We start from the raw sequence: 22,035 nt of genomic DNA, 5'->3' as shown, positions 1-22,035 counted from the left end.
GTGTGGTTGAGGGAGATCACCCGTCCAGCTTAACCGCGTCGCGCGGACGCTCGGTCGCACTCCCCTGACAATGGAAGTGCGGCGAACGGATGAACGAGGCGTGACAACGACGATGACGAAGACCGGCCCGCGACTGCGTGTGGTGGCGGCGATCCTCGCACCTCTGGCACTCCTGGGCGCCCTGCTGAGCTGGGCCTTGGCCTCGCCCCCCGGCTCCAGTCCCGATGAGGACTACCACATGGCGAGCATCTGGTGCGCCGGCGGTCCGAGCGCCGGTGTGTGCGAGGAGACCGATTCGGTGGAGAAGCGCAGGCTGCCCGCCGATCTGGTCGAAGCCGCCCTCTGCTTCCGGTTCTACTCCGAGCAGGCCGCATCCTGCCCTCTCGATGAGGGAATGCAGACCACCGATCGTGGGAACTGGAACGGTCACGCGTATCCGCCGGTGTTCTTCCAGGCCATGAACGTCTTCGTGGGTGACGACCTGTCCATATCGATCGTGGCGATGCGCATCGTCAACTCCGTCCTTTTCGTCGCGGTACTGACCGGCCTGTTCGTGCTCCTCCCGCGACGGCAGCGGCATCTCCTCGGGTGGGGCACGGCGATCTCGCTCGTTCCGTTGGGCATGTTCCTCGTCGCCAGCGTCAATCCCAGCGGGTGGTCGGTGCTGTCGGCCGCCGGCCTCTGGCTGGCGATCTGGGGCTTCTTCGAACAGTCCGGCGCGAAGAAGTGGATGCTCGCTGCCATGAGCGCCGCCCTCGTCGTGATCGGAGCGGGCGCGCGCAGCGACTCGGCGATCTACGCTGTAGTGGCCATGGCCGCGGGAACCGTGCTCGCGTTCCGGGCCGATCGTCGCTTCGCGCTCCATGCCCTGTTGCCGCTCGCGCTGTCCGTGCTCTCGGTCGTGCTCTTCTTCAGCACCGGCCAGTCGGCGATCGTCTCCTCCGACACGGCCGTGGACGGCAAGTACCCGCTGAGCACGCTCGCGTTCATGGATGCCAAACTCCTGCCTCAGCTGTGGGCCGGCGTCTTCGGCCTGTGGGGCCTCGGCTGGCTCGACACCTTCATGCCTGGAATCGTGTGGATCACCACTCTCGGCCTGTTCTGCGCCGTGGTCTTCTGGGGACTGCGGACCGGCGGGATCCGGAAGTGGCTGAGCTTGGGCGGTGTGGCGTTCTGCCTCGTCGCGGTGCCGATGTACATCCTCCTGCACGACAATGTCGTCATCGGCGAGTACGTGCAGCCGCGCTACATCTACCCGTTGATCATCATCTTCGGCGGTGTGGCGCTCGCCGGAGTGATCCGCCCGAACCTCGGCCTGTCTCGGCTCCAGATCACGATCGCGGCACTGGGGCTCGCGATCGCGAACTCGGTAGCCCTGCATGTCAACATCCGTCGCTATGTCACTGGCCTCGACGTGCAGAGCTTCAATCTCGATCTACAGCGCGAGTGGTGGTGGGGCGGACCCGTCACACCGATGATGGTGTGGTTGGCAGGCAGCGTCGCGTTCACCATGGCGGCAGCCGCCCTCGCGTTCCTCGTGTGGCGGCGCATCGACGGTCAGCCGGTCGGTCTCGACCACGGTCAGCTGGTCCAGGTCGAAGACGATGTGGCTGTCCGTCGCAACGGCAGTCAGGCCGTCGCGTCGCCGTCCTCGGGAGTGTCAGTGGGTTGACGATGGTCCGTCGGCTGTTCACGCTGAGAAAGGAGGTCGAGCTCGAGCAGCGCCACGCGCTCAGCGAGAACGCGGGTCTCCGATTCCAGGTCGGTCAGCTCGGCGCTGTGCTGGATGCACACCATGACGAGAACGGCGATGCTGACGAAGAACACCAGGTTGGACGGAAGCATGACTCCGAGCGCCTTCGACAGCCAGACCAGGACGTTGGGGAAGATGCCGGCGACGACTGCCAGTGCCGTGGCAAGGAGCCACCAGATGGCGTGCCGCTCGCGCAGGCGACGCCTGCGCAGAAGCTCGATGACGACGATGAACGTGGCGAGGGCGGCGATCACGCCGAGGGCATAGGCGGTCGGGCTCATATTGCACTGCTCGCGGCCGCGACCGGCGGTGCCGGCCTCATATATGCGAAGCCCAGCGCCAGGAAAGCGCGGAGGAGGTATGCGGCCGCCTTGAGCGGGTTGTGCGACGGACGACCGCCGGCCCGAGGACGCATCGCAACGGGGACCTGACGGATGACGCATCCGGCCCGCGCAGCGATGACGAGGGCCTCGATCGTGTCTCCGAGGTATTCGGCCGGGTAGTTCTGGGAGAACAGCCGCACCGCTCGGGGTCCGCATGCCTTGAAACCGGATGTGGTGTCGGTCAGCTTCTGCTTCGCCGTGCGGCTCAGGACCTTCGCCGTCACCCCCATGGCCATTCGCCGGAGGAGGCTCGCATCGTACTGGCCGACTCCGGCGAAGCGCGCGCCGATGACGATGTCGGCTTCCGGCAGCATCTCCAGCAACTGGGGCACCGATCGTGGGTCGTGTTGGCCGTCCGCGTCGATCTGGACGACCACGTCGTATCCGTGCTCCACCGCATACTTGAATCCGAGGCGCATAGCGCCTCCTACTCCGAGATTGAACGGCAGCTGCGCAACCGCGGCGCCGGCCGCGCGTGCTCGTTCCGTCGTCCTGTCGCTCGAGCCGTCGTTGACGACGAGGCGGTCGACCCCGGGAAGAGCCATCCCGATTTCGCGGATGACCTCGGCGATCGACTCCTCCTCGTTGTAGGCGGGCAGCACGATGAGTACGTGGTCGAGCGAGGATTGCACGCCATGAGCGTAACACCACGAGCCCGGCGACTCGGCAGCCGCATTGATCGACCGGTAAATGAGCCGCATCGGTCGACCGGTAAGCTCGTCAGCGCGAGCGTCGGATCAGAATCGTCTGAGCGCGTGTCAGATTGGAAGCAATGAACCTCCCCGAGCGCCTCTCTCGGATCTTCACACGCCCTCTGGCGACCTTCTTCGCGATCTGGTTGGGCCTGTTCCTCGCTGCCACAGCGTGGGCCTTCTCGACACCGCTGTCCGGCGGCCCCGACGAGCCGGCGCACATCGTGAAGGCCGCGTCCGTCGTCCGAGGTCAGTTCCTTGGAGACCAGACGGACGAGGGAGCCGTGCGGATGGTGACCGTCCCTGAGAGCATCGCGCTGGCCCATTCGTGGCCGTGTTTCGCCTTCCACCCGGAATTGGCGGCCAGTTGCGTGACCGGTGACTACATCGGCACCGGGAAGTCGGTGCAGGCGCCGACGTCTGCCGGTCTGTACAATCCAGTCTTCTACCTCCTGGTGGGGTGGCCCTCTTTGCTCGTTCCCGACAATGGTGCCGCGGCCGTCTACGGCATGCGGCTGGTCGGCGCGTTCTTTACGACCGGATTCCTTGCCGTCGGCGTCCTCGCGCTGACGCGGCTCCGTGCCTCGAGATTCACCGCACTCGGCGCCGCGGCCGCGATCACTCCGATGGTGCTTTTCCTCACGGCCGTCGTCAATCCGAACGCCGTCGAGGTCGCCGCGGCGCTCGCGCTGATCGGCAGCCTCTTCCGCTTGCTGTCGCCTGAGCCCTTGACACGTCGTTGGCCATGGCTGTTCGCCGTGGCAGTCTCCGGTGCCCTTCTTCCGCAGGCACGCGGGCTCTCGCCGCTCTGGGTCGTCCTGATCGCCGCCATCGTGCTGACAGTCGTACCGTGGGCGACGGTCATCCGCGAGGTGCGCCGCCCAGCGGGGGCCGCGACCGTCGCGATTGTCGCGGTGGCCAGTTTGTGCGGCGTCGCGTGGACGCTGTACACCGGGTCGCTCGGCAGTCTCGGGTCGTTCCCCGGTGCCGACAACACCCCGTTCCGCGCGTTCGTGAACATGCTCTCCGACTACATCTTCAGCGAGGGCATCATCGGGAACTTCGGCTGGCTCGACACGCCGGCGCCCGGCTTCGTCTACCTGACCTGGTCATTGCTGATAGGGGCCGTGATCGTCACCGGCCTCAGCTCAGCTCGCGGACGCGCGTTGGCCGGTCAACTCGTTGCGGCCGCCGGCGTGGTCCTGTTGCCGGCCGTCGTGCAGGCGGCCTCGATCTCCACGAGCGGCTATATCTGGCAGGGTCGATACGCACTCGCGGCCTACGTGTGCCTCATCGCCACGGTCGTCGCCGTCACTCGGGTCCCGGCGCTCGACGGAGCGCTGCGGAGCTGGGCAGACCGGGCTGTCTGGATCGTCGCCTCAGCTGTCGTGATCGGCTACGTGTGGTCGATCGTGGAGACCCTGCGCCGGAACCAGGGCGGCGTCTCGGTGATCGACCTGCTGCTGCGTCCGGAGTGGTCGCCGCCGGGCGGGGTCGTCATCTGGATCATCCTCGAGGCGATCGGCGTGGTCATCGCCGCGTTCGTGCTCATCCGGGCGACGGAACGCCCGGGCCTGCCCTACGGGGCAGTGCCGTCGGCCGCGACGAACGGCGGATAACTCGGCTCGCTCGGGCTCGCCTGGATATCGAGTTGGAGCGCACTGATGAGCATCTGCGTGCCCAGCATGAGTGGTAACGCGGCCAGCATGACAGTCGCCGCCGTCGCGATCACGGACCCGGCGATCTGGAAGCACACCCAGATGGCGACGGCCAGCCCGAAGAGGAACAGGCCGAGTCCGAGAAAGAGCAGCAGGGCGATCGGCGAGAACGACCAGAGCACGTAGCGGTACCAGATACGCCGCCAGAAGCCGCGGAACAGCAGGTCGAGGAGCTCGGGAACGACCTTGCGCAGCTTGATGCTCGACACCTCGTCGCCGTACACGGCGGGGATGGGCACATCGACCGCGGACACCTGGAGGATGTTGAGGTGCACGAGCAGATCGTTCTCGAAGCTGTATCGCTGGGACACGTGGGAGAGCGGTATGCGCTTGAGGACTTCGGTACGCACCGCCGTGTAGCCGTTCTGCGGGTCGAAGAGATGCCAGTAGCCCGACGAGAGCTTCGTCAGGAACGAGAGCAAGATGTTCCCGAACACCCGGTATCTGGGCATGCCGTGGAAGGACTCCGGCGCGAAGAATCGATTGGCCTTCGCGAAGCCGTACCCGTTGTCGGTGACTGCATCGAGGAGGTGCGGCAGAAAGTCGGGGTCCATCTGCGCGTCGCCTGCCATGACGACGTTCACATCCGCTCCCGCTTCGATCGCTGCCCGGTGACCGGTGATGATCGCGGCTCCGACGCCGCCGTTCACCTCATGGCGGATGAGCGTGACACGGGGGTCGTCGATCTCACGCACGACCTCGCTCGTGTTGTCGGGGCTCTTGTCGTCGACGATGACGATCATGTCGACGTAGTCGGGCATCGTCTCGATGACCCGTCCGATGAGGAGCGCCTCGTTGTATGCGGGGACGATGGCTGCGATGCGCGCGTTCTTGTACACGGTCAGTCTTCCGTTCGGGTGGGTTCTGCGACCTTCGGCTCGGCGAAGACCCAGTAGCGGTAGATGAAGTAGTTCCAGACCGTCGTCGCGATTGTCGCCACGACCTTGCCGAGGCCCCACCCGGCATCGGTCAAGTCGACGAGGGCGACGATCCCCGCCGTCGCCGCCGTATTGAAGACGACGAGCGCGGTGTAGCGCAGGAGCGATCTGCCGTGCGGTGTGTCGGATTCGAAGGAGAATACACGTTGCACGGTATAGGTGAAGGCGAAGCTGAGGACGAACGCGGTGCCCGCTGCGATCCAGGTGGGCCAACCGAACACCTGGCGGAACAACGCGAGCAGCGCGAAGTCGACCACGAATGCGGCCCCGCCGGCAATGAGATAGCGGATCGCGCTGTTTCTGAGTATGCCGGGCATCCGACGGCGGGACCGTTGCGGGTTCGCTTCCGCCGTCACACCGCGGCCTTCTGCGCGATGACGTGGTCGACGACGACATGCGATGGCAGGATGGACGCGCGCTCGGCCGCAGCGTCGGCTCGGCCGTCGATCACGTCCATGAATCGTGCGAACTGGGCCGTGAGCGGCTCTTGCGACGTCGCGATCTCCGGGATCTCGATGATCGTCTGCTGTCGGTAGCTCGGGCCGTCTCCGACCGAGTTCTCTGACACGTGTCGATAGATCGTGACATCCCGGCGCAGCAGATCGACCTCGATCAGGCGGTCGAGTTCTGCGATCGACAGGGTTCGGATCTTGTGCTGCCCGACCCGACTGGCGGAGATCCGGGCGAGGGCGCCGCTCTCGAATCGCATGAGCGTCTCGGCGACATCCTCTGCCCCGCCCGCGCTTCCGGGGTGGAAGTGGCCAAGTTGAGAGGCCACGTCCGTCGGCGCGGAACCGACGATGTTGATGGCCAGGTCCACGTCGTGCACGAGGAGGTCCCACGCGACGCCGGTGCGGATGCGTGGTGCATAGGGGGAATGCCGGGTCGCCGTGACGTGGATCGGCTCGTTGAGGGCCGCCTTCGCCGTGATGACGGCTGGATTGAACCTCTCGAGGAGTCCGCACATCATGGGAATGTCCCTGGCATCGGCCAGGGCGAGGATCTCCTTCGTGCGGAGCAGGTCATCGGCCACCGGCTTCTCGATGAGGAGGGGGCGGTTCTGCCCGAGCACCTGCATCGCGAGGGGGAAGTGCGCCTCCGTCGCCGCAGCGACCACGACGCCGTCGATCTCCGCAAGGTCGGGCAGTTCCGGCGCCCAGGTCGCTCCGAACCGTGCCGCCAGGGCCGATCCGACGTCCTCACGCGGGTCGACGAGCACACTCAGCGTGGCGGCCTCGGACTGCGCGATCACGCGTGCGTGGTGGGAGCCCATGTTTCCGGCGCCGACGAGGGCGATTCGCTTCGGAGAGGTCATCACGCCCTCGCAATGCTGCGGACGGCATCGATGATCTCGTCGAGGTCGCGCTCGCTGAGTCCGGCGTGGACCGGCAGTGACACTACCTCCGTGACGACCTGCGCCGCGACGGGGACGTCGCTGACGCGAACACCCGAGTGGGATCGATAGGCGTCGTAATCGAAGACGAGCTTCGGGTAGTAGATGCCGGAACCGATGCCGAGTTCCCCGAGGCGCCTGACGAACTCGTCTCGAGCGACGGGGGAGTCGGCGGTGATCCTGACCGTGAACTGGTGCCACACGTGCCCACGACCCGGGAGGACCTGCGGTGCCACCACGCCGTTCACACCCGACAGGCCTTCGATGAGGCGGCCCGCATTGTGCCTGCGCCGGGCCACCGTCTGGTCGTACCGAGCGAGCTGGGGGATTCCGAGCGCGGCCTGGAGGTCGGTGAGACGGTAGTTGTTTCCCGCCATCTCGTAGACGTAGCGCGCGCGCATGCCCTGGTTCCGGAGGAGGGAGAGACGGTCGGCGAGTACGTCGTCGTCCGTGGTGATGATTCCCCCTTCTCCGGTGGTCATGTTCTTTGTGGCGTACAGCGAGAACGTGCCCAATCCGAAGGTGCCCGCGAACCGGCCGTTGTACGTGGCGCCCTGGGATTGGGCGGCGTCCTCGAGCAGGCGCAGTCCACGTTCACCGGCCAGCTGCACCAGCGGGTCCATGTCGGCCATCTGGCCGTACAGGTGCACGGGAAGGATCACCTTCGTACGGTCAGTCACCTGCGCCGCCACCGATGACGGGTCGATATTGAAGTCCTCGGTGCGGATGTCGGCGAAGACTGCGGTCGCACCAGCCTCGAGGATCGCGTTCAGGGTGGCGACGAACGTGAATGGCGACGTGATGACTTCGTCGCCCGGCTGCAGGTCCAGGACCTGCATCGCCGCGACCAGCGCGGTGGTGCCGTTGTTGACGGCAATGGCGTGCTTCGAGCCGAACGCGCGCGCGAATCCGTCTTCGAGTTGTCTGACCTTGGGGCCCTGGGCGATCGCACCGGATCGCAGGACCTCGAGGACCAGGGCCTCTTCTTCAGCGCCGAAGTGCACGGTCGTAATGGGAATCATGTGGCCTCGTGGGATAGGTTTCCGGTGGTGCCGAGTTCGTGGCACATTGGACTAATCTACCCGTAAGCATCCTCGCGGTAGTCCCGCCAGTCGACATCGAGGACCGATTGAACAACATCCATCCCACCGCCATCATCGTCGGCGACGTGGTTCTCGGAGTGGACAACACCGTCGGAGCGAATGTCGTCATCCATGGCCCTGCCCGTATCGGGGACGGGAACTGGATCGGTACCGGAGTGGTGATCGGAGCCCCGCCCGAGATCCGATCATTCGCGCATCCTCGTGACTTTGTGGAACTTGCCGGTCGGGGCGTCACGATCGGGAATCGCAATGTGATTCGCGAGTACGCCCAGATCCATCAGGGCTGGAAGTCGACGACGGCCGTCGGCGACGACGCCTTCATCATGAACCAGGTGTACGTGGCGCACGACTGCACGCTCGGTGACGGCGTCACCCTCGCGTCGAGCGTCCTCCTCGCCGGACACGTGACCGTCGGTACCAACGCGAACCTCGGTCTCGGCACGAGCGTGCACCAAGGGCGGTACATCGGAGCCTCGGCGATGGTCGGGATGAGCTCCGTCGTCACGCGCGACATCCCGCCGTTCGCGAAGGCGTACGGGAGCCCGGCCCGGGTCGTCGGCGCGAACGTTGTGGGGATGCGTCGCGGCGGGATCGTCGAGGAAGCGGTGGTCGCCCTCTCGGCACTCTACGAGTCCGACGACGGCCCGGAAGCGCTGTCAGGGTTCTCGCAGACCGACGGCATCTCCGAAGCCGTGATCGCGTGGCAAGAGCGTCACGGGCCGGTGGAATCCACCATTGGCTGACACCGTCAGCGTCTCCGTTGCCCTGTGCACGTTCAACGGATCACGCTTCATCCGTGAGCAGATCCGGTCGATCCTCGCTCAGAGTGTCCTCCCCGACGAGATCGTCGTGTCGGATGACGCCTCTGTCGATGACACGATCGATGTCATCGTCGATGAGCATGCACGGTGGTCGCGCGAGGCGGAGACACCGGTGCGACTGCACATCCATCGCAATGACGTGTCGCTCGGGGTGACTGCGAACTTCGCTTCCGCGATGCTCCGCTGCTCCGGAGACCTCATCGCGCTCAGCGACCAGGACGACGTCTGGCATCCCGATCGCCTCGAGCGGGTGATCGCCGAGTTCGACGGGCGCCCCGACGTGCTGCTCGTGCACAGCGACGCCCGCATCGTCGACGGAACGGGGGTCCCGGACGGTACTGGGCTGTTCTCCACCCTCGGCCTGAGCGCCGCCGAGCGGCGGGCCGTCGCCGAGGGTCGCCCCTTCGCCGCCCTCATGCGCCGGAACTTCGTGACTGGCGCGACAACGATGATCAGGCGCGAACTCGTGGAGCGGGCACGGCCGTTCCCCGCCTCCTGGGTGCACGACGAGTGGCTGGCAGTTGTGGCGGCTGCGACGGGCTCGTTGGTGCTGCTCGACGAACAGCTCATCGATTACCGCCAGCACGGGGGCAACCAGATCGGGGCGTCCAGCCTGACGCCAGCCGGTCGGCTCGCACGTCTGACGACGCCGCGAACTGAGCGCAACACCCGCCTGCGCGTCCGAGCCGGCGAGCTCCAGACTCGCATGCCTCGTCTGTCCCCAAGGCCGTCCGACGACGATATCGCCCTCGCCGCGGCCAAGGCGGAGCATGAGCTCGTGCGCGACTGCTTGCCCGGGCGCCGTCTGCGCCGGATCGCACCGGTCTGGCGAGAATGGCGCACCGGCCGCTACAGGTCATGCGGCCTCGGCCTGCAGGACGTACTGCGCGACCTGGTCCAACCCGAATGAGACGGCCATCCGGATTCGCTTACGTGCTCATGGCGACGGCGATCGCCGGTTTGGGCGGCTATGTCGTGACCTGGCTCGTCCCGCGGGTCATCGGATTCGCCGCCTACGCTGACTTCGCCGTCTTCTGGTCGTTGCTCTTCCTCATCGTGAGCGCGTTGTCGGGGATCCAGCAGGAGGTCACTCGGGCGACGAGCGCGCCGATCGACGTCGGCGTCTCGCGGCCGCACCAAGCGGCGATCTTTGCGGGAGTCGGCGCCGTCATCGTCTTCACCGCCGTCGCCCTCTCATCGCCGTTGTGGGGTACAGCCTTCGGTGGCTCGGCCGGGGCGCTGGTCTGGCCGTTGTCGCTCGGTGCCGCGACCAGCGTGCTGGTCGCGGTCCTCACCGGCACCGTCTATGGTTCGAGGCGGTGGAGGATCGTCTTCATCGTGGTGGCCGTGGAAGCGCTCGTCCGGGTGGTCGGGCTCGCAGTCGGGCTCGTCTGGACGTCGTCGATCGTCGACCTCGCGTGGCTCGTCGTGCTGCCCTTCGCGGTAGCGTTCCTCGTGACGCTGCCGATCGCAGTGCGGACCAGCGCGGCTCCGGTGCGATTCGACGTCGGCTATCGGGGGTTATCGTGGAATGTCGCCCGCACGATCGCGGCAGCGGCCTCGATGGGCCTTCTCGTGAGCGGGTTCCCGTTCGTCCTGGCGGCGACGTCGCGCGGTGTGTCCGACGACGAGCTCGGGCTGCTCGTCCTCGTCGCGACCCTCGTGCGGGCACCACTGATCGTGACGGCGATGGCGCTCCAGAGTTACCTGATCGTCTTCTTCCGAGACCGCAGAGCGACCTTCGGACGATCGCTTCTCCGGGTGGTAGCGCTCGTCATCGCCACGAGCATCGTGCTCGGCGCCGCCGGTTGGCTCCTAGGACCGGCGGTCTTCGCGCTGCTGTTCCCCGATGAGCCCGTGCCGTCGGGTTCGCTCGTCGGCGTGCTCGTGCTCTCGTCCGGCCTTGTCGCAGCCCTCTGCGTGACTGCGCCGGCCGTCCTGTCGCTGTCGAAGCACGCTGCCTATACGGCGGGCTGGCTGGTCGCGGCATTCAGCACGATCGGATGCCTGCTGCTGCCGATCGGATTCCTTGATCGCACGGTCCTGGCGCTTCTCGTGGGCCCGTTGGCCGGGCTTCTCGTTCACGGCTGCTATCTCGCGACTATCCACCCGGTGCGCAGCAGCGTGTCGAAGATCCCGGGCTGAATTCTGTATCCCCGCCGTGCGCGGCTATCCTCAAGTGGGCGATCGACGTCCGCGGGCGGACAGGGAGATGCAGTGCCACGGAACGCGATCGAGGACTCGCTCGAGCCCGGTCCGACGCCGCTTCGCCGGTGGACCATCGCGTACCGGCGCCAGATCAGCCCCGGCCCCGACGGCCTTCCGCGGCTGCGTGTCCTACTGGCGTTCCCCGCCCTGCTCGTGCTGCTTGGCATCGCGCTGGTGGCCTTCGGAGTCAACGGCTCCTCCTCCGGCCAATTCCACAAGGACATCGCCTATGGTTCCGATCCGGCGCTGATCGCGGGAGAGCCGCAGTTCACGCGGTCAGACGAGTGGAACGTGCAGACGGTCTGGGCGATCGCGCAGATCGAGCAAGGGCTACCTCTCGAGAATCAGACCTTCCCGGGCGGCATGGACGCAACGGTGCCGCAGGATCTGCCGCGCGTCGACTGGTCGGTCATCTTCCGGCCGCATCTCTGGGGCTTCCTGTTCCTGGACGCCGGTCACGCGATCGCCTTCAAGTGGTGGTTCCCCGGCATCGCCCTCGCCGCGGCAGCGTATGTCTTCCTCGTCACCGTAATGCCGCGTCGTCCCGGCGTCTCGGCCATGCTCGCAGTCGGTTTCTTCTTCAGCCCGCTGTTCCAATGGTGGTACCTCGCCACGACGCTCTGGCCTGCCGCGTGGGCGCTGGCGACGATGACATCGCTGATCTGGGCCTTCCAGAGCCGTTCCCGGGTCTCGCGCTGGATCTGGGCGGCGATCATCGCGTATCTCACCGTCGTGATGGCCATGGGCATCTATGTGCCGTTCATCGTTCCCGCCGTGATCGTGACGGCCTTCTTCGCATTCGGGCTCGTCATCGGCGAGGCACGGCGGAAGGCGGCCTTCCCACAGATCGTCGCCAGGCTCGCGCCGGTCGTGATCGGCGGAGTCGTGGCCTCGGCGATCACCGTCGTCTGGCTCTACGAGAAGCGCTCGACCATCGACTCCTTTCTCGGCACCGCCTACCCCGGAGCCCGGAGCACGCCGACAGGCGGCAGCGATGCGCTCACATTCGCATCCGCGGTCGGATCATCGTTCACGCAGGCTCTGAATGCGGCGCGCCCCGGTCTCCTCGGGGCGAACTCGTCCGAGGCGTCGACGTTCTTCTATGTCGGCATCTTCCTGCTGCCCGTCATCGTCTGGATCATCGCGAGGCAGGCGCGGGCGCACCGGCGGCTGCCGTGGGAGCTCATCGGGCTGTCGGCCGCAGTCGTCCTGCTCCTCGCATACCTGTACATTCCAGGCTGGGATGCGCTGGCCAGGCTCTTCCTTCTCGATAAGACGATCGCGGCCCGCGTTCGGCTGGGTCTCGGGATCGCCTCGCTCGGCATGCTCGCCTACACGATCCGCTACTTGGACACCTGGCGTGTGAAGGCCGGTTTCCGGCTGTCGGCGATCCCGGCCGTGCTCTTCCTTCTCTCGCAACTGGCGATCGGCCTCGTCGCCTGGCGTCAGCTCCCCGACATGCTCGAGCCGGTCCAGCTCTGGTGGCTGTGGGCCCTACTCTCGGCGGCTGTCATCTTCCTCGTCGCGCGGCGTCGCATCCGCCTTGCCGCCACAGCGTTCCTCGTGGTCACCGTGGCCGGATCGGGTCTGAGCAATCCGCTCTACATCGGGGTGCTCGACCTGCGCACGACCGCCCTGTCGCATGAAATCCAGAGGATCGACGACGCCGACCCGAGGACCTGGGTCGGTGTCGGGAACCGCCTCACCACGGCGATCCTCCTCGAGTCGGGAGTCGAGGCGTACAACGGCTTCCAGGGCGCTCCTTCGCCTGGGATGTGGGGCGTGATCGATCCGACGTCGCAGTACGAGTACAACTGGAATCGTCTGGCCGGCGTCAACTGGTTGGCTGCCCCCGGGGAGCCGGTGGTGACGAACCCGGTCGCGGATCAGATCGAGGTGACGTTCGACGCCTGCTCGGACTTCGCCCAGGAGAACGTGGCGTATGTGCTCTCGAGCGACAAGCGCATCGATACGACCTGCCTGTCCGAGGTGGATTCGTTCGAGCTGCCGAGGTCTACACAGACCATCTACTCTGTGGAACCGCGGAGTTAGCGGCCCGGGTGCGCGTCGGGTGCGATCGTCATCCCGAGCGCGTGCTTGACGAGCACCGCAGGTGCACCGGTGGAGCTCGACCGCACCGCGCCGGGCAGCTGGGTGAGCGCGTTGATCCTCGATGAGAGGTGCGCGCGTGCCGCGCGCTCGGCGTGCTTCCATCCGCGCGCGCGGAATTCGGCGGCGAGGCCGCGGAAGAAGCGCTGCTCCTCGACGAACCGGCTGCCGTCGGTCGCCCGCCACGACGACACGCTGGAGGCGTGGCGACGGTATTCGAACACCACGGTGTCGTCCAGGACGAGGGTCCCACCCCGATACAGCAGGTCGATAGCCAGCGCGAGGTCCTGCACGATCCGGTATCCCGGTCGGATGCCGACGGCCCGCACCTCGGCACGGCGCCAGGCGATCGCCGGGAAGTTCATCCAGTTGCCGCGGGTGAGACTCGTGGCGAGGTCCTGTCCGCCGAGCTCGGCCGTGCCCCTGACTCGCGGTCGGTAGAGCGCCTTGACGCGGTCGACGAGCGGGACGGCCCGACCCCCGGTTTCATCGATCACTCGCGTCCCGGGATGGATGAATGCGGCTCGCGGATGCTGGGCGGCCAGGCGGCCGACGCGTTCCACGTATCCGGGGAGGAGGATGTCGTCGCACCCGAAGATCGTGAGCCACTCGTTCTCCGACCGGTCGATCGCGGCTTGGAACGTGGCGTTGATGCCCTGGTTCTCTGCGTTGCGGTGATAGTGGATGCGCGGGTCGTGGATTTCGCGCAGCCGTCGTCCCGGCTCCTCATCGGGATTGTGGTCGTCGATGACGAACAACCGCCAGTCCGGATCCGACTGCGCAAGCACACTCTCGACCGCGGCCAGGAAGTGGTCGGTGCGCCCGTAGAAGGGCATCATGATGTCGAGTGTCACGCGGGTCGCTCCTGGTCCTGCCGGTGATGGGCGGTGGGGCCATCGCCACCATCCTCGCATCCGATTCAGGCCGCACACCAACGCGCTCCCGTCCGTGCGAGAGCTTCGGGCCGCCCTCGATTAGGCTGTCGGGGACTTTGCCTCCCCGTCATTAGGAATCCATGATCCCCCCAGCTGAAATCGAACTCTCAATCGTCATGCCCTGCCTCAACGAGGCCGAGACGCTCGCCGTCTGCATCGACAAGGCGCAGGGGTACCTCCAGCGCTCAGGCGTCGTCGGCGAGGTGCTCATCGCCGACAACGGGAGCACCGACGGTTCGCAGCAGATCGCCGTCGACCACGGCGCCCGCGTCGTCGGCGTGGAGGAGAAGGGCTACGGAAACGCGCTGATGGGCGGCATCGTCGCGGCCCACGGCACCTACGTCATCATGGGCGATGCAGACGACAGCTACGACTTCAGCAAGCTCGACCCCTTCATCGAGCGCCTCCGGGCCGGCGACGAGCTCGTCATGGGCAACCGGTTCCGAGGCGGCATCGCGCCCGGCGCCATGCCGCCACTGCACAAGTACCTCGGCAACCCGGTGCTGTCTACGGTCGGCCGAGTGCTCTTCCGCTCCGATATCCGGGATTTCCACTGCGGGCTGCGCGGGTTCAACCGCGAATCGATCCTCGGCCTCGGCCTGATCACCACCGGCATGGAATTCGCGAGCGAGGTGGTCGTGAAGTCGACCCTCAGCGGCCTGAAGATCAGCGAAGTGCCGACCACTCTCGACAAGGACGGCCGCAGCAGGCCGCCGCACCTGCGCAGCTGGCGGGACGGATGGCGCCACCTGAGGTTCCTCATGCTGTTCAGCCCCCGCTGGCTCTTCCTCATCCCGGGCTTGGTCGCATTCTTCGTCGGGCTTCTCGGAACCGTCGCGCTCTCATTCGGTCCATTGGTGTTCGGCGCGGTCGGCTTGGACGTCTCGAGTCAGGTGTATCTCGCGGCGCTGACGGTCGTGGGCTGGCAGGCGGTGCTGTTCGCGCTTCTCACCAAGCTGTATGCGAGGCACGAGGGCTTCTACCTGCCACGCAGTCAGGCGTTCGAACGTTTCGCCGAGCGTGCGACGCTCGAGAGCGGTGCGTTGATCGGCCTCGGGCTGGTCCTCGTCGGCATCGTCATCGGAATCGTGCAGGTCGTCGCGTGGGGAAGTGCCGGGTTCGGCGCGCAGGACCCCGTCGACACGATGCGTCTCGCGGTTCCGGCAGCGCTCGCCCTGATGCTCGGCGCCCAGACGATCATGGCGAGCCTGTTCCTCGGCATTCTCTCCGTCGACGTTCGGCGGGCCTGAGCCGACTGAGTCGACTGAGGCGTGACGCGTCCGGGGCTCAGGTCGACGGATTGGTCCGTTCAACCCTCTCGTGGCCAAGTCCGCCACCGGGCGGTCGCCCAGCCACCAGCGCATCCCGCCAGCTCATATCCCGGGCCGCCTTCACCGCGCACACCACGAGCAGCATCCAGCCGCCCTCGACGAGGGCGAAGCTCTCGGCGAACGAGGTCACGGCGATGGCGACGAGCATCAGCGCCGGCCACACGTACACGACGCTGCGGCGGGTGGAGGCGAGCAGCCAGGCCCGCACGAGGGCGACGCCGAGCAGGGCGATGAAGAGCAGCGCGCCGATCACGCCGACCTGGAAGTACACGTCGACGTACGCGTTCAGTGCCGAGCCGTGGGGCCGGCCGGTCGCGAGCTCGATCCACGTGTATGGCGGGGCGTCGGGCCAGGGACCGACCCATCCCCAGCCCTGCAACGGGTTCAGGTTCAAGTAGCGGGAGAGCTCGCGCCACACGTCGAGACGCACGTCGAACTCGCCGCGGGCATCGAGGAGCTCGATGATGCGGATGCGGACGATCCACGCGGTCACGAGCGCCACGACGCCTGTGATGAGCAGCGCGAGCTGCCACCGCCATCTCGTCGACGCCGGGACGCGTCGGAGCCCGTAGAGGGCGGCGAGGGCGAGCAGCGCGGCGCCCAGGGCGAACCACGTCGTCGGCGAACCCGAGAACACGAGACAGAGAACGGCAAGGGCGAGCGAGAGCATGGCGCGGGTGCGTTGCACGATCTTCGTGCGCCACTCGACGATGAAGGTCAGCAGGGCGATGAGCGCGACGAAGCCGAGCATGTTGCGCGAGCCGAAGACGCCCTGAATCGGCCCGAGCTCCGCGATGTTCCCCTGGATGCCGAGCACCGTGATGGGCATGTCGAGGAGGATTCCGGAGAGCACTTCGAGCGCGAGCGACGCGCCGAGGAGCACGCGCATGACGTCGCCGAAGGCGCGCACGATCTGGATCGTGTCGCGCATGAGCGCGACGTAGACGCCGATGAACGCGAAGGCGACGAGGTAGCCGACGCGCGCGATCGAGCTGTAGGCCGGCAGGTTGCTCCAGAGCACTGATGCCGCGCACCAGCCGATGAACACGAGGATCGTGATCGGCAGGATGCCGTACCACTCCACGGCGCGCCACCGCGCCACGAGCGACGCGGCGCACAGCACGACGAGTCCGGTGAGCGCGGCCAGGAGCCCGGCCGTGCCGATGAGGTTCCTCACGGCGTGCGTCGAGAAGGCGAGGCCGACGGCGACGAGCGTCAGCGCCTGCGCGAAGCGGGCCGATCCGGTGAACTCGCGCACGGCGATGGCCGCACGGGCCGCGCCGTCGCTTGGACCGCGGCCGCGGGCTGCGCTCATCGGCGACCGACCTCGTGGCGTGAACGCGCTCGCCTCATGGCGCCACCTCGGGCGGCCGCACACGAGACGCCGGAATCGGTACGGGCTCGGCCGGCAGCGGCTCGTGCTCCCACTGGCGTCGCTTCGTCGACCAGGCGACGGCGATCAGCAGCACCCATCCGCTCTCGACGAGGATGCGGCTCTCGGCGAGGCTCTGGCCGATGAGTGCGACGAGCACGAGCAGCGGCACGAGGGCGGCGGCCGAATGGGGGAGCGGTCGCCCCGTGGCATCCATCGGCCGGTCGACGGCGAGGAACCACGAGCGCCACAGCGCCCCGATGACGATCGACGCGAAGGCGAGGAGGCCGACGATGCCGAGCTGTAGCCACACGTCGAGCCATGCGTTGTGCGCCTGGAGGTAGGTGACGCCCTTGCGCACGGCGAGGCCCTCGAACGGTTCGGCCCACGGTACCCAGTAGCCGACCCAGCCCCAGCCGAACCACGGGCGTTCGGAGGCGAGCGAGATGACGGCGTTCCAGATGTCGAATCGGCCGGTGAGGTCTTCGCTCTTTCCGAAGAGCTCGAGCAGGCGACCCCGGAACACGACGAGCAGGGCGATGGATGCCACGAGCGCGCCCCCTGCCGTCCAGTAGACGCGGGCGCGGCGATCGGCTCCGACCCGCCTGGCCCACATGGCGAACCCGAACGCGACGGCGACGAGCACGCCGACGAGGATCACCGTCGCGGAGCGAGTCAGGAGCAGCACCGCGCCCGCGGTGACGATCCAGCCGATGCCCGCTGCGCGCCGCACGCTGCCGGCGGCGAGCATCGCGCAGAAGACGATCAGGCCGAGGAGGGCGACCATGCCGAGGAGGTTGCGGCTCGCGACGATGCCCTCGATCGGACCGCCGTCGAAGAGGAGGCCCCGCGACCAGTAGAACGCCATCGGGAGCTTCTCGCCGGTGACCTCGAAGTCGGGGAAGTTCGGCAGCAGCGGGCCGCCGACGAAGATCGCGACCCACAGTTCGAATGCGAGCGAGAGGCCCAGCACCCATTTGATCGCGCCGCCGAGGCACCTGACGAGCCTCGTCCAGCTCAGGCACAGCACGAGCGCGATGGCGGTGACGCTCGTCGCGAGCGTGATGGCCACGCCGAGCGCCGAGGCTCCGGGGTAGAACGACCAGGCGATCGAGAGCATCGCGAGCAGCAGGAACACGAGCGTCGACTTCGGCACCCGCCGCCACACCCACGGCGGCCGCACCCGGATGATCAGGATGACCGCGCCGACGAGCACGACGCCGGCCACGACGCCGAAGCCCCACCACCCGAGCAGATTGCGCCAGAACTGGCCCGCGAGCACCGTGAACAGCGCGAAGGTCGCGTACGCCGAAATCCAGCGTCGTCGGACGGTGCTCATGGGGTACAGGCTATCGCGGGCGTCAGCGGGGCACGGTCTGCCGGTGCAGGCGGCTCAGACGACGGATGCCGCGGCGGGATCGATCCCGCCGCGGCATCCGTCATGGCATCGGCACTCAGACGAACGCGGCCTTCCCGGTGATCTTGCGACCCACGATGAGCGTGTTCATCTCGCGCGTGCCCTCATAGGAGTAGAGCGCCTCGGCGTCGGCGAAGAAGCGGGCGACGTCGTACTCGAGGGTGATGCCGTTGCCGCCGACGGCCTCGCGAGCCCAGGCGACCGTCTCGCGCATGCGTGCCGTCGTGTACGCCTTGGCGAGCGCCGAGTGCTCGTCGCGCTGCTCGCCCCGGTCGAGCATCTCCGACACCCGCACGACCATGCCGAGCGAGGCTGTGATGTTGCCGAGGCACTTCACGAGCAGGTCTTGGATCAGTTGGTGCGAGCCGATCGTCTTGCCGAACTGCACGCGTTCGCCCGCGTACTTGACCGCGGCCTCGTACGCGCCGACCGCGGTGCCGACCGCCGCCCACGCCACTTCGGCGCGGGTCTGACGCAGCACGCTCGCGGTGTCGCGGAACGAGTTCGCGTTCGCGAGCCGGAGCGACTCGGGCACGACGACGTCGTCAAGGGTGATGTCGGCGTTCTGCACGGCGCGGAGGCTGATCTTGCCCTCGATCTTCGTCGCCGTGTAGCCGGGCGTCGAGGTCGGCACGATGAAGCCCTTGACCTGGTCGTCGGCGACGTCTTTCGCCCAGATGATCGTGATGTCGGAGAAGGTGGCGTTGCCGATCCAGCGCTTGGAGCCGTTCAGCACCCAGTTGTCGCCGTCGCGGCGCGCGGTCGTGCGCAGGCCCTGCGCCGAGTCCGAGCCCGAGAGCGGCTCGGTGAGCCCGAAGGCACCGATGACCTCACCGCTCGCGAGCTTCGGGATCCACTCGTCGCGCTGCTCCTCCGAGCCGCAGACGCTGATCGTGCCGGTGGCGAGGCCGTTCTGCACGCCCACGAAGGTGGCGACCGACGGGTCGACCCGTGCGAGCTCGAGGGCGACGAACCCTCGGAAGACGGCGGAGTTCTCGAACGGCTTCGTCTCGTCCCAGGCGTAGGAGAGCGTGCCGAGATCGGCGAGCGGCTTCACGATCTGCATGGGGAACTCGGCACGATCCCAGTAGCCGCCGATGATCGGCTTCACGTCGGCTTCGAGCCAGGCGCGCAGCGCGGCGAGCGCCTCCTTCTCCTGGTCGCTGAGGAGGGACTCGTAGGCGTAGAAATCGCTCGCGAGAGGCTCGAAGGTCATGACAGCTCCAATACGTCGTCGGATTCGTCGAGCCTATGCGGCGACCCGGTCGCACCTTCAGGCGTTGGTAGTTTTGACCCAACGACCGAGAGGAACTCCCGAGCATGTTTGTGGCGATCGGCAACACCCCGCGGGACTACGCGTGGGGGTCGACGACGGCGATCGCGGGCTTCCGCGGTGCCGCAGCGCCGGGAGGACCCGAGGCGGAACTCTGGCTCGGAGCACACCCCGGGTCGCCGGCGCGCGTGCTCGACGCGGCATCCCTCGGTCACGACGACCTCGCCGCGTGGATCGCGGCCGATCCGGTGACGGCGCTCGGCTCGCGACTGGCCGAACAGGGCGCCCGGCTGCCGTTCCTCCTGAAACTGCTCGCGGCCGCCGAGCCGCTTTCGCTGCAGGCGCATCCGACTCCGGAACAGGCTCGCGCGGGTTTCGCCCGCGAAGAGGCCGACGGCGTGCCGCTCACGGCCTACGACCGCAACTACAAAGACGAGTTCCACAAGCCCGAGCTCGTCGTCGCGGTGAGCGAGACCTTCGACGCCCTGTCGGGGTTCCGCCCGCTCGACGAGGTGCGCGGCGTGCTCGAGGTGCTGCGGGCAGCGGATGCCGCGGAGCCCCAGCCCGACCCGGGCGCCCTCGACCTGCTCGAGGCCCGCCTGTCGGGCGCGCATCCGCTGCTCGACACCGTCGAGTGGCTGCTCCGCGACGGACGCGGCGGCGACACCGGAGAGGCATCGTGGGTCGTCGAGCGGGTCACGGCGCTCGCGGCATCCGAGCTCGCACTGGCGTCGCCGTACGCGCTCTCGTTCGAGACGGTCGGCGCGCTCGCCGCGGCATACCCCGGCGACCCGGGTGTCGTCATCTCGCTCCTCTTGAACCGTGTGCGGCTCGGGCGCGGTGAGGCGTTGTATCTCGCGGCGGGCAACATCCACGCGTATCTCGACGGCCTCGGCATCGAACTCATGGCGGCCAGCGACAACGTGCTGCGAGGCGGTCTCACCCCGAAGCACATCGACGTCTCCGAGCTCATCGACGTGCTCGACTTCACGCCCATCGCGCCGCCGCTGCTCGCGCCCGTCGAGGCGTCTCCGGGCGTCGCCGTGTTCCGCCCCGACGTGCCCGACTTCATGCTCTACCGGGTCGAGGCGGGCGCGGATGCCTCGCGCGTCGCGCTCGACGGGCCGGCGATCGTGCTCGTGGAGGGCGACGGCGTGACGGTCACGGGCGCGGCAGGCGAGTCCGTGGGGATCGGCCGGGGCGAGTCGGTCTACGTGACGCCCGACGAGCGCGAGCTCGAGGTCACCGGCCCCGGCGTCGCGTGGATCGCGACGACGGGTGCGCCCGGGGCATCCGGGGCTTGAGAACGCCGGCTACGAGGCGACGCGCACGCCGAACAGCCGGCGGTAGGCCGTCGGCGTCGTCTGCAGCACCTTGACGAAGTGGTGACGCATCACGGCGGCGGCGCCGAACCCGGTGTCGCGCGCGATCTCTTCGAGCGTGAAGGTGGTCTCTTCGAGCAGCTGCTGCGCGCGCAGCAGGCGCTGGCGGTTGAGCCACGCGTTCGGCGTCGTGCCGGTCTCGGCGCGGAAACGACGAGCGAAGGTGCGCGGCGACATGAGCGCCTTGCGGGCCAGCAGGTCGACCGTGAGATCTTCGTCGAGGTGCTCGATCATCCACTCGGTGATCTTGGCGAACGAGTCGCTGCGGCACTCGGCGATCGGCGTCTGGATGAACTGCGATTGCCCGCCGTCGCGCTGCGGCGGCACGACCATGCGGCGGGCGATCATGTTGGCGGCGCTCGCCCCGAGTTCGGTGCGCACGATGTGCAGCGCCGCGTCGATGCCGGCCGCGGTGCCGGCGCCCGTGACGACCTTGCCGTCTTGCACGAAGAGCACGTCGGCGTCGACGTCGACCTTCGGGAACATCTCGGCGAGCCGCTCGGTGTACATCCAGTGCGTCGTGGCGCGGCGGCCGTCGAGCACGCCGGCCCGGCCGAGGCTGAAGGCGCCGGAGCAGACGGAGAGCACCCAGGCGCCGCGATCGACCGCGTCGCGCAGCACCTCTGAGACGCGGTCGTCGATGGGCTCGTCGATGAGGGCGGCCGGCACGGCGACCAGGTCGGCCTGCCGTGCGAAGTCGAGCCCCTCGTGCACGACGATGTCGAAGCCGAGCTTGGTGGGGATGGCGCCCGGCTCGGCCGCGACGACATGGAAGTCGAAGTTCGGACCCCCGGTGTCGCTGCGGTCGATGCCGAACACCTCGCAGAGCACGCCGAATTCGAAGGGCGCCATCTGCGGGATGGCGATGCAGGCGATGGTCTGGAGCACGGATGCCTCCGGTTGGCAGGAATCGATCGTTTGATGGCTACTCTGCCACTTTCGGCAGTATCTCACAAGTCATACATTTACTGCCATGACCACGATCATCTTCCTCGTCCTCGCGGGACTCGCCATCTGGGGCGTCCTCGCCACCGTGCTCCGCCTCGACACCGATGGCTACGGCCGGCCCGAAATCCGCGACCGCACCCGTCACATCGAGAACCAGCCCACCCGCTCGGCCTGAGCCTCGGACCCGCTGCCACGCGCCGCCGGCTCCGGGCTCCGCGCCGACCGATCCCCCGGGTCCGCACGCCTCCGGATACGATCG

20 protein-coding genes are annotated in these 22,035 nt (G+C 67.6%); 9 read left to right on the top strand and 11 right to left on the bottom strand.

The window, feature by feature from the left end; translation table 11 throughout:
• Window positions 1-100 precede the first annotated feature (100 nt).
• The gene (locus tag DCE93_RS09725) at window positions 101-1,672 is read left to right on the top strand and encodes a DUF2142 domain-containing protein (RefSeq protein WP_168186201.1); all 1,572 of its coding nucleotides are present in this window, start codon (window positions 101-103) and stop codon (window positions 1,670-1,672) included.
• Here DCE93_RS09725 and DCE93_RS09720 read toward each other — a convergent pair.
• Window positions 1,630-2,034 carry a DUF2304 domain-containing protein gene (locus tag DCE93_RS09720; protein WP_108595712.1) on the bottom strand — a complete coding sequence of 135 codons (405 nt, stop codon included), beginning with the start codon at window positions 2,032-2,034 and terminating at the stop codon, window positions 1,630-1,632. The two genes, DCE93_RS09725 and DCE93_RS09720, sit on opposite strands and share 43 nt — an antisense overlap.
• Entirely contained in the window at window positions 2,031-2,768 is a 738-nt protein-coding gene (locus DCE93_RS09715) for a glycosyltransferase family 2 protein (RefSeq protein WP_244284137.1), read from the bottom strand. The genes DCE93_RS09720 and DCE93_RS09715 overlap by 4 nt, the downstream gene beginning before the upstream one ends.
• Window positions 2,769-2,908: 140 nt before the next feature.
• Here DCE93_RS09715 and DCE93_RS09710 point away from each other — a divergent pair, with 140 nt between their 5' ends.
• Window positions 2,909-4,447: a DUF2142 domain-containing protein gene (locus tag DCE93_RS09710; protein ID WP_108595710.1), complete on the top strand. Its 1,539-nt coding sequence runs from the start codon at window positions 2,909-2,911 to the stop codon at window positions 4,445-4,447.
• Here DCE93_RS09710 and DCE93_RS09705 read toward each other — a convergent pair.
• Genes DCE93_RS09705 through DCE93_RS09690 form a run of 4 tightly spaced genes read right to left on the bottom strand, consistent with a single transcriptional unit; the run spans window position 4,408 to window position 7,899 of the window.
• On the bottom strand, window positions 4,408-5,385 hold the full coding sequence (locus DCE93_RS09705) for a glycosyltransferase family 2 protein (RefSeq protein WP_168186200.1): 978 nt from the start codon (window positions 5,383-5,385) through the stop codon (window positions 4,408-4,410). The genes DCE93_RS09710 and DCE93_RS09705 overlap by 40 nt on opposite strands.
• Window positions 5,386-5,387: 2 nt before the next feature.
• Window positions 5,388-5,801, bottom strand: a complete 414-nt coding sequence (locus DCE93_RS09700; protein ID WP_108595708.1) for a GtrA family protein — start codon at window positions 5,799-5,801, stop codon at window positions 5,388-5,390.
• A 35-nt stretch (window positions 5,802-5,836) separates the two neighbouring features.
• A complete protein-coding gene (locus tag DCE93_RS09695) occupies window positions 5,837-6,799 on the bottom strand; it encodes a Gfo/Idh/MocA family protein (protein ID WP_108595707.1) in 963 nt (320 codons plus the stop codon).
• Window positions 6,799-7,899 carry a DegT/DnrJ/EryC1/StrS family aminotransferase gene (locus DCE93_RS09690; RefSeq protein ID WP_108595706.1) on the bottom strand — a complete coding sequence of 367 codons (1,101 nt, stop codon included), beginning with the start codon at window positions 7,897-7,899 and terminating at the stop codon, window positions 6,799-6,801. Before DCE93_RS09690 ends, DCE93_RS09695 begins: the two co-directional genes overlap by 1 nt.
• A gap of 107 nt (window positions 7,900-8,006) precedes the next feature.
• Between DCE93_RS09690 and DCE93_RS09685 the strand changes: the two genes are divergently transcribed.
• From DCE93_RS09685 to DCE93_RS09670, 4 genes are all read left to right on the top strand, one after another.
• On the top strand, window positions 8,007-8,723 hold the full coding sequence (locus tag DCE93_RS09685; protein WP_146184975.1) for an acyl-ACP--UDP-N-acetylglucosamine O-acyltransferase family protein: 717 nt from the start codon (window positions 8,007-8,009) through the stop codon (window positions 8,721-8,723).
• The gene (locus DCE93_RS09680) at window positions 8,716-9,711 is read left to right on the top strand and encodes a glycosyltransferase family 2 protein (RefSeq protein WP_108595704.1); all 996 of its coding nucleotides are present in this window, start codon (window positions 8,716-8,718) and stop codon (window positions 9,709-9,711) included. The genes DCE93_RS09685 and DCE93_RS09680 overlap by 8 nt, the downstream gene beginning before the upstream one ends.
• 29 nt (window positions 9,712-9,740) lie before the next feature.
• Window positions 9,741-10,946 (top strand): hypothetical protein, encoded by a 1,206-nt coding sequence (locus tag DCE93_RS09675; protein ID WP_108595703.1) that lies wholly within the window; start codon window positions 9,741-9,743, stop codon window positions 10,944-10,946.
• A 72-nt stretch (window positions 10,947-11,018) separates the two neighbouring features.
• Window positions 11,019-13,061 (top strand): DUF7657 domain-containing protein, encoded by a 2,043-nt coding sequence (locus tag DCE93_RS09670; RefSeq protein WP_108595702.1) that lies wholly within the window; start codon window positions 11,019-11,021, stop codon window positions 13,059-13,061.
• On the opposite strand, the gene DCE93_RS09665 is transcribed toward DCE93_RS09670, so the two are convergent.
• Complete coding sequence (locus tag DCE93_RS09665; protein ID WP_108595701.1) at window positions 13,058-13,972, bottom strand: glycosyltransferase family 2 protein; 915 nt, start codon at window positions 13,970-13,972, stop codon at window positions 13,058-13,060. The two genes, DCE93_RS09670 and DCE93_RS09665, sit on opposite strands and share 4 nt — an antisense overlap.
• Window positions 13,973-14,169: 197 nt before the next feature.
• Here DCE93_RS09665 and DCE93_RS09660 point away from each other — a divergent pair, with 197 nt between their 5' ends.
• A complete protein-coding gene (locus DCE93_RS09660) occupies window positions 14,170-15,303 on the top strand; it encodes a glycosyltransferase family 2 protein (protein ID WP_244284136.1) in 1,134 nt (377 codons plus the stop codon).
• 37 nt (window positions 15,304-15,340) lie between these two features.
• Here DCE93_RS09660 and DCE93_RS09655 read toward each other — a convergent pair whose 3' ends face one another.
• The 3 genes from DCE93_RS09655 to DCE93_RS09645 all read right to left on the bottom strand — a co-directional run bounded on the left by DCE93_RS09655 (window position 15,341) and on the right by DCE93_RS09645 (window position 19,389).
• Window positions 15,341-16,699, bottom strand: coding sequence for an O-antigen ligase family protein (locus tag DCE93_RS09655; protein WP_108595699.1), 1,359 nt, complete (start codon window positions 16,697-16,699; stop codon window positions 15,341-15,343).
• Window positions 16,700-16,733: 34 nt separating this feature from the next.
• Window positions 16,734-18,095 carry an O-antigen ligase family protein gene (locus DCE93_RS09650; RefSeq protein WP_108595698.1) on the bottom strand — a complete coding sequence of 454 codons (1,362 nt, stop codon included), beginning with the start codon at window positions 18,093-18,095 and terminating at the stop codon, window positions 16,734-16,736.
• A 115-nt stretch (window positions 18,096-18,210) separates the two neighbouring features.
• Window positions 18,211-19,389, bottom strand: coding sequence for an acyl-CoA dehydrogenase family protein (locus DCE93_RS09645; RefSeq protein WP_108595697.1), 1,179 nt, complete (start codon window positions 19,387-19,389; stop codon window positions 18,211-18,213).
• Window positions 19,390-19,493: 104 nt separating this feature from the next.
• Here DCE93_RS09645 and manA point away from each other — a divergent pair, with 104 nt between their 5' ends.
• Window positions 19,494-20,750, top strand: coding sequence for a mannose-6-phosphate isomerase, class I (gene manA / locus DCE93_RS09640; RefSeq protein WP_108595696.1), 1,257 nt, complete (start codon window positions 19,494-19,496; stop codon window positions 20,748-20,750).
• 9 nt (window positions 20,751-20,759) lie between these two features.
• Here manA and DCE93_RS09635 read toward each other — a convergent pair whose 3' ends face one another.
• Window positions 20,760-21,716, bottom strand: a complete 957-nt coding sequence (locus DCE93_RS09635; RefSeq protein WP_108595695.1) for a GlxA family transcriptional regulator — start codon at window positions 21,714-21,716, stop codon at window positions 20,760-20,762.
• A gap of 85 nt (window positions 21,717-21,801) precedes the next feature.
• On the opposite strand from DCE93_RS09635, the gene DCE93_RS14590 reads away from it, so the two are divergent.
• On the top strand, window positions 21,802-21,951 hold the full coding sequence (locus DCE93_RS14590) for a hypothetical protein (protein ID WP_165906081.1): 150 nt from the start codon (window positions 21,802-21,804) through the stop codon (window positions 21,949-21,951).
• The last annotated feature ends 84 nt before the right edge of the window (window positions 21,952-22,035 follow it).

Source organism: Agromyces badenianii, from assembly GCF_003070885.1.
Taxonomy (GTDB): domain Bacteria; phylum Actinomycetota; class Actinomycetes; order Actinomycetales; family Microbacteriaceae; genus Agromyces; species Agromyces badenianii.
This window is presented reverse-complemented; position numbering and strand designations above follow the sequence as displayed.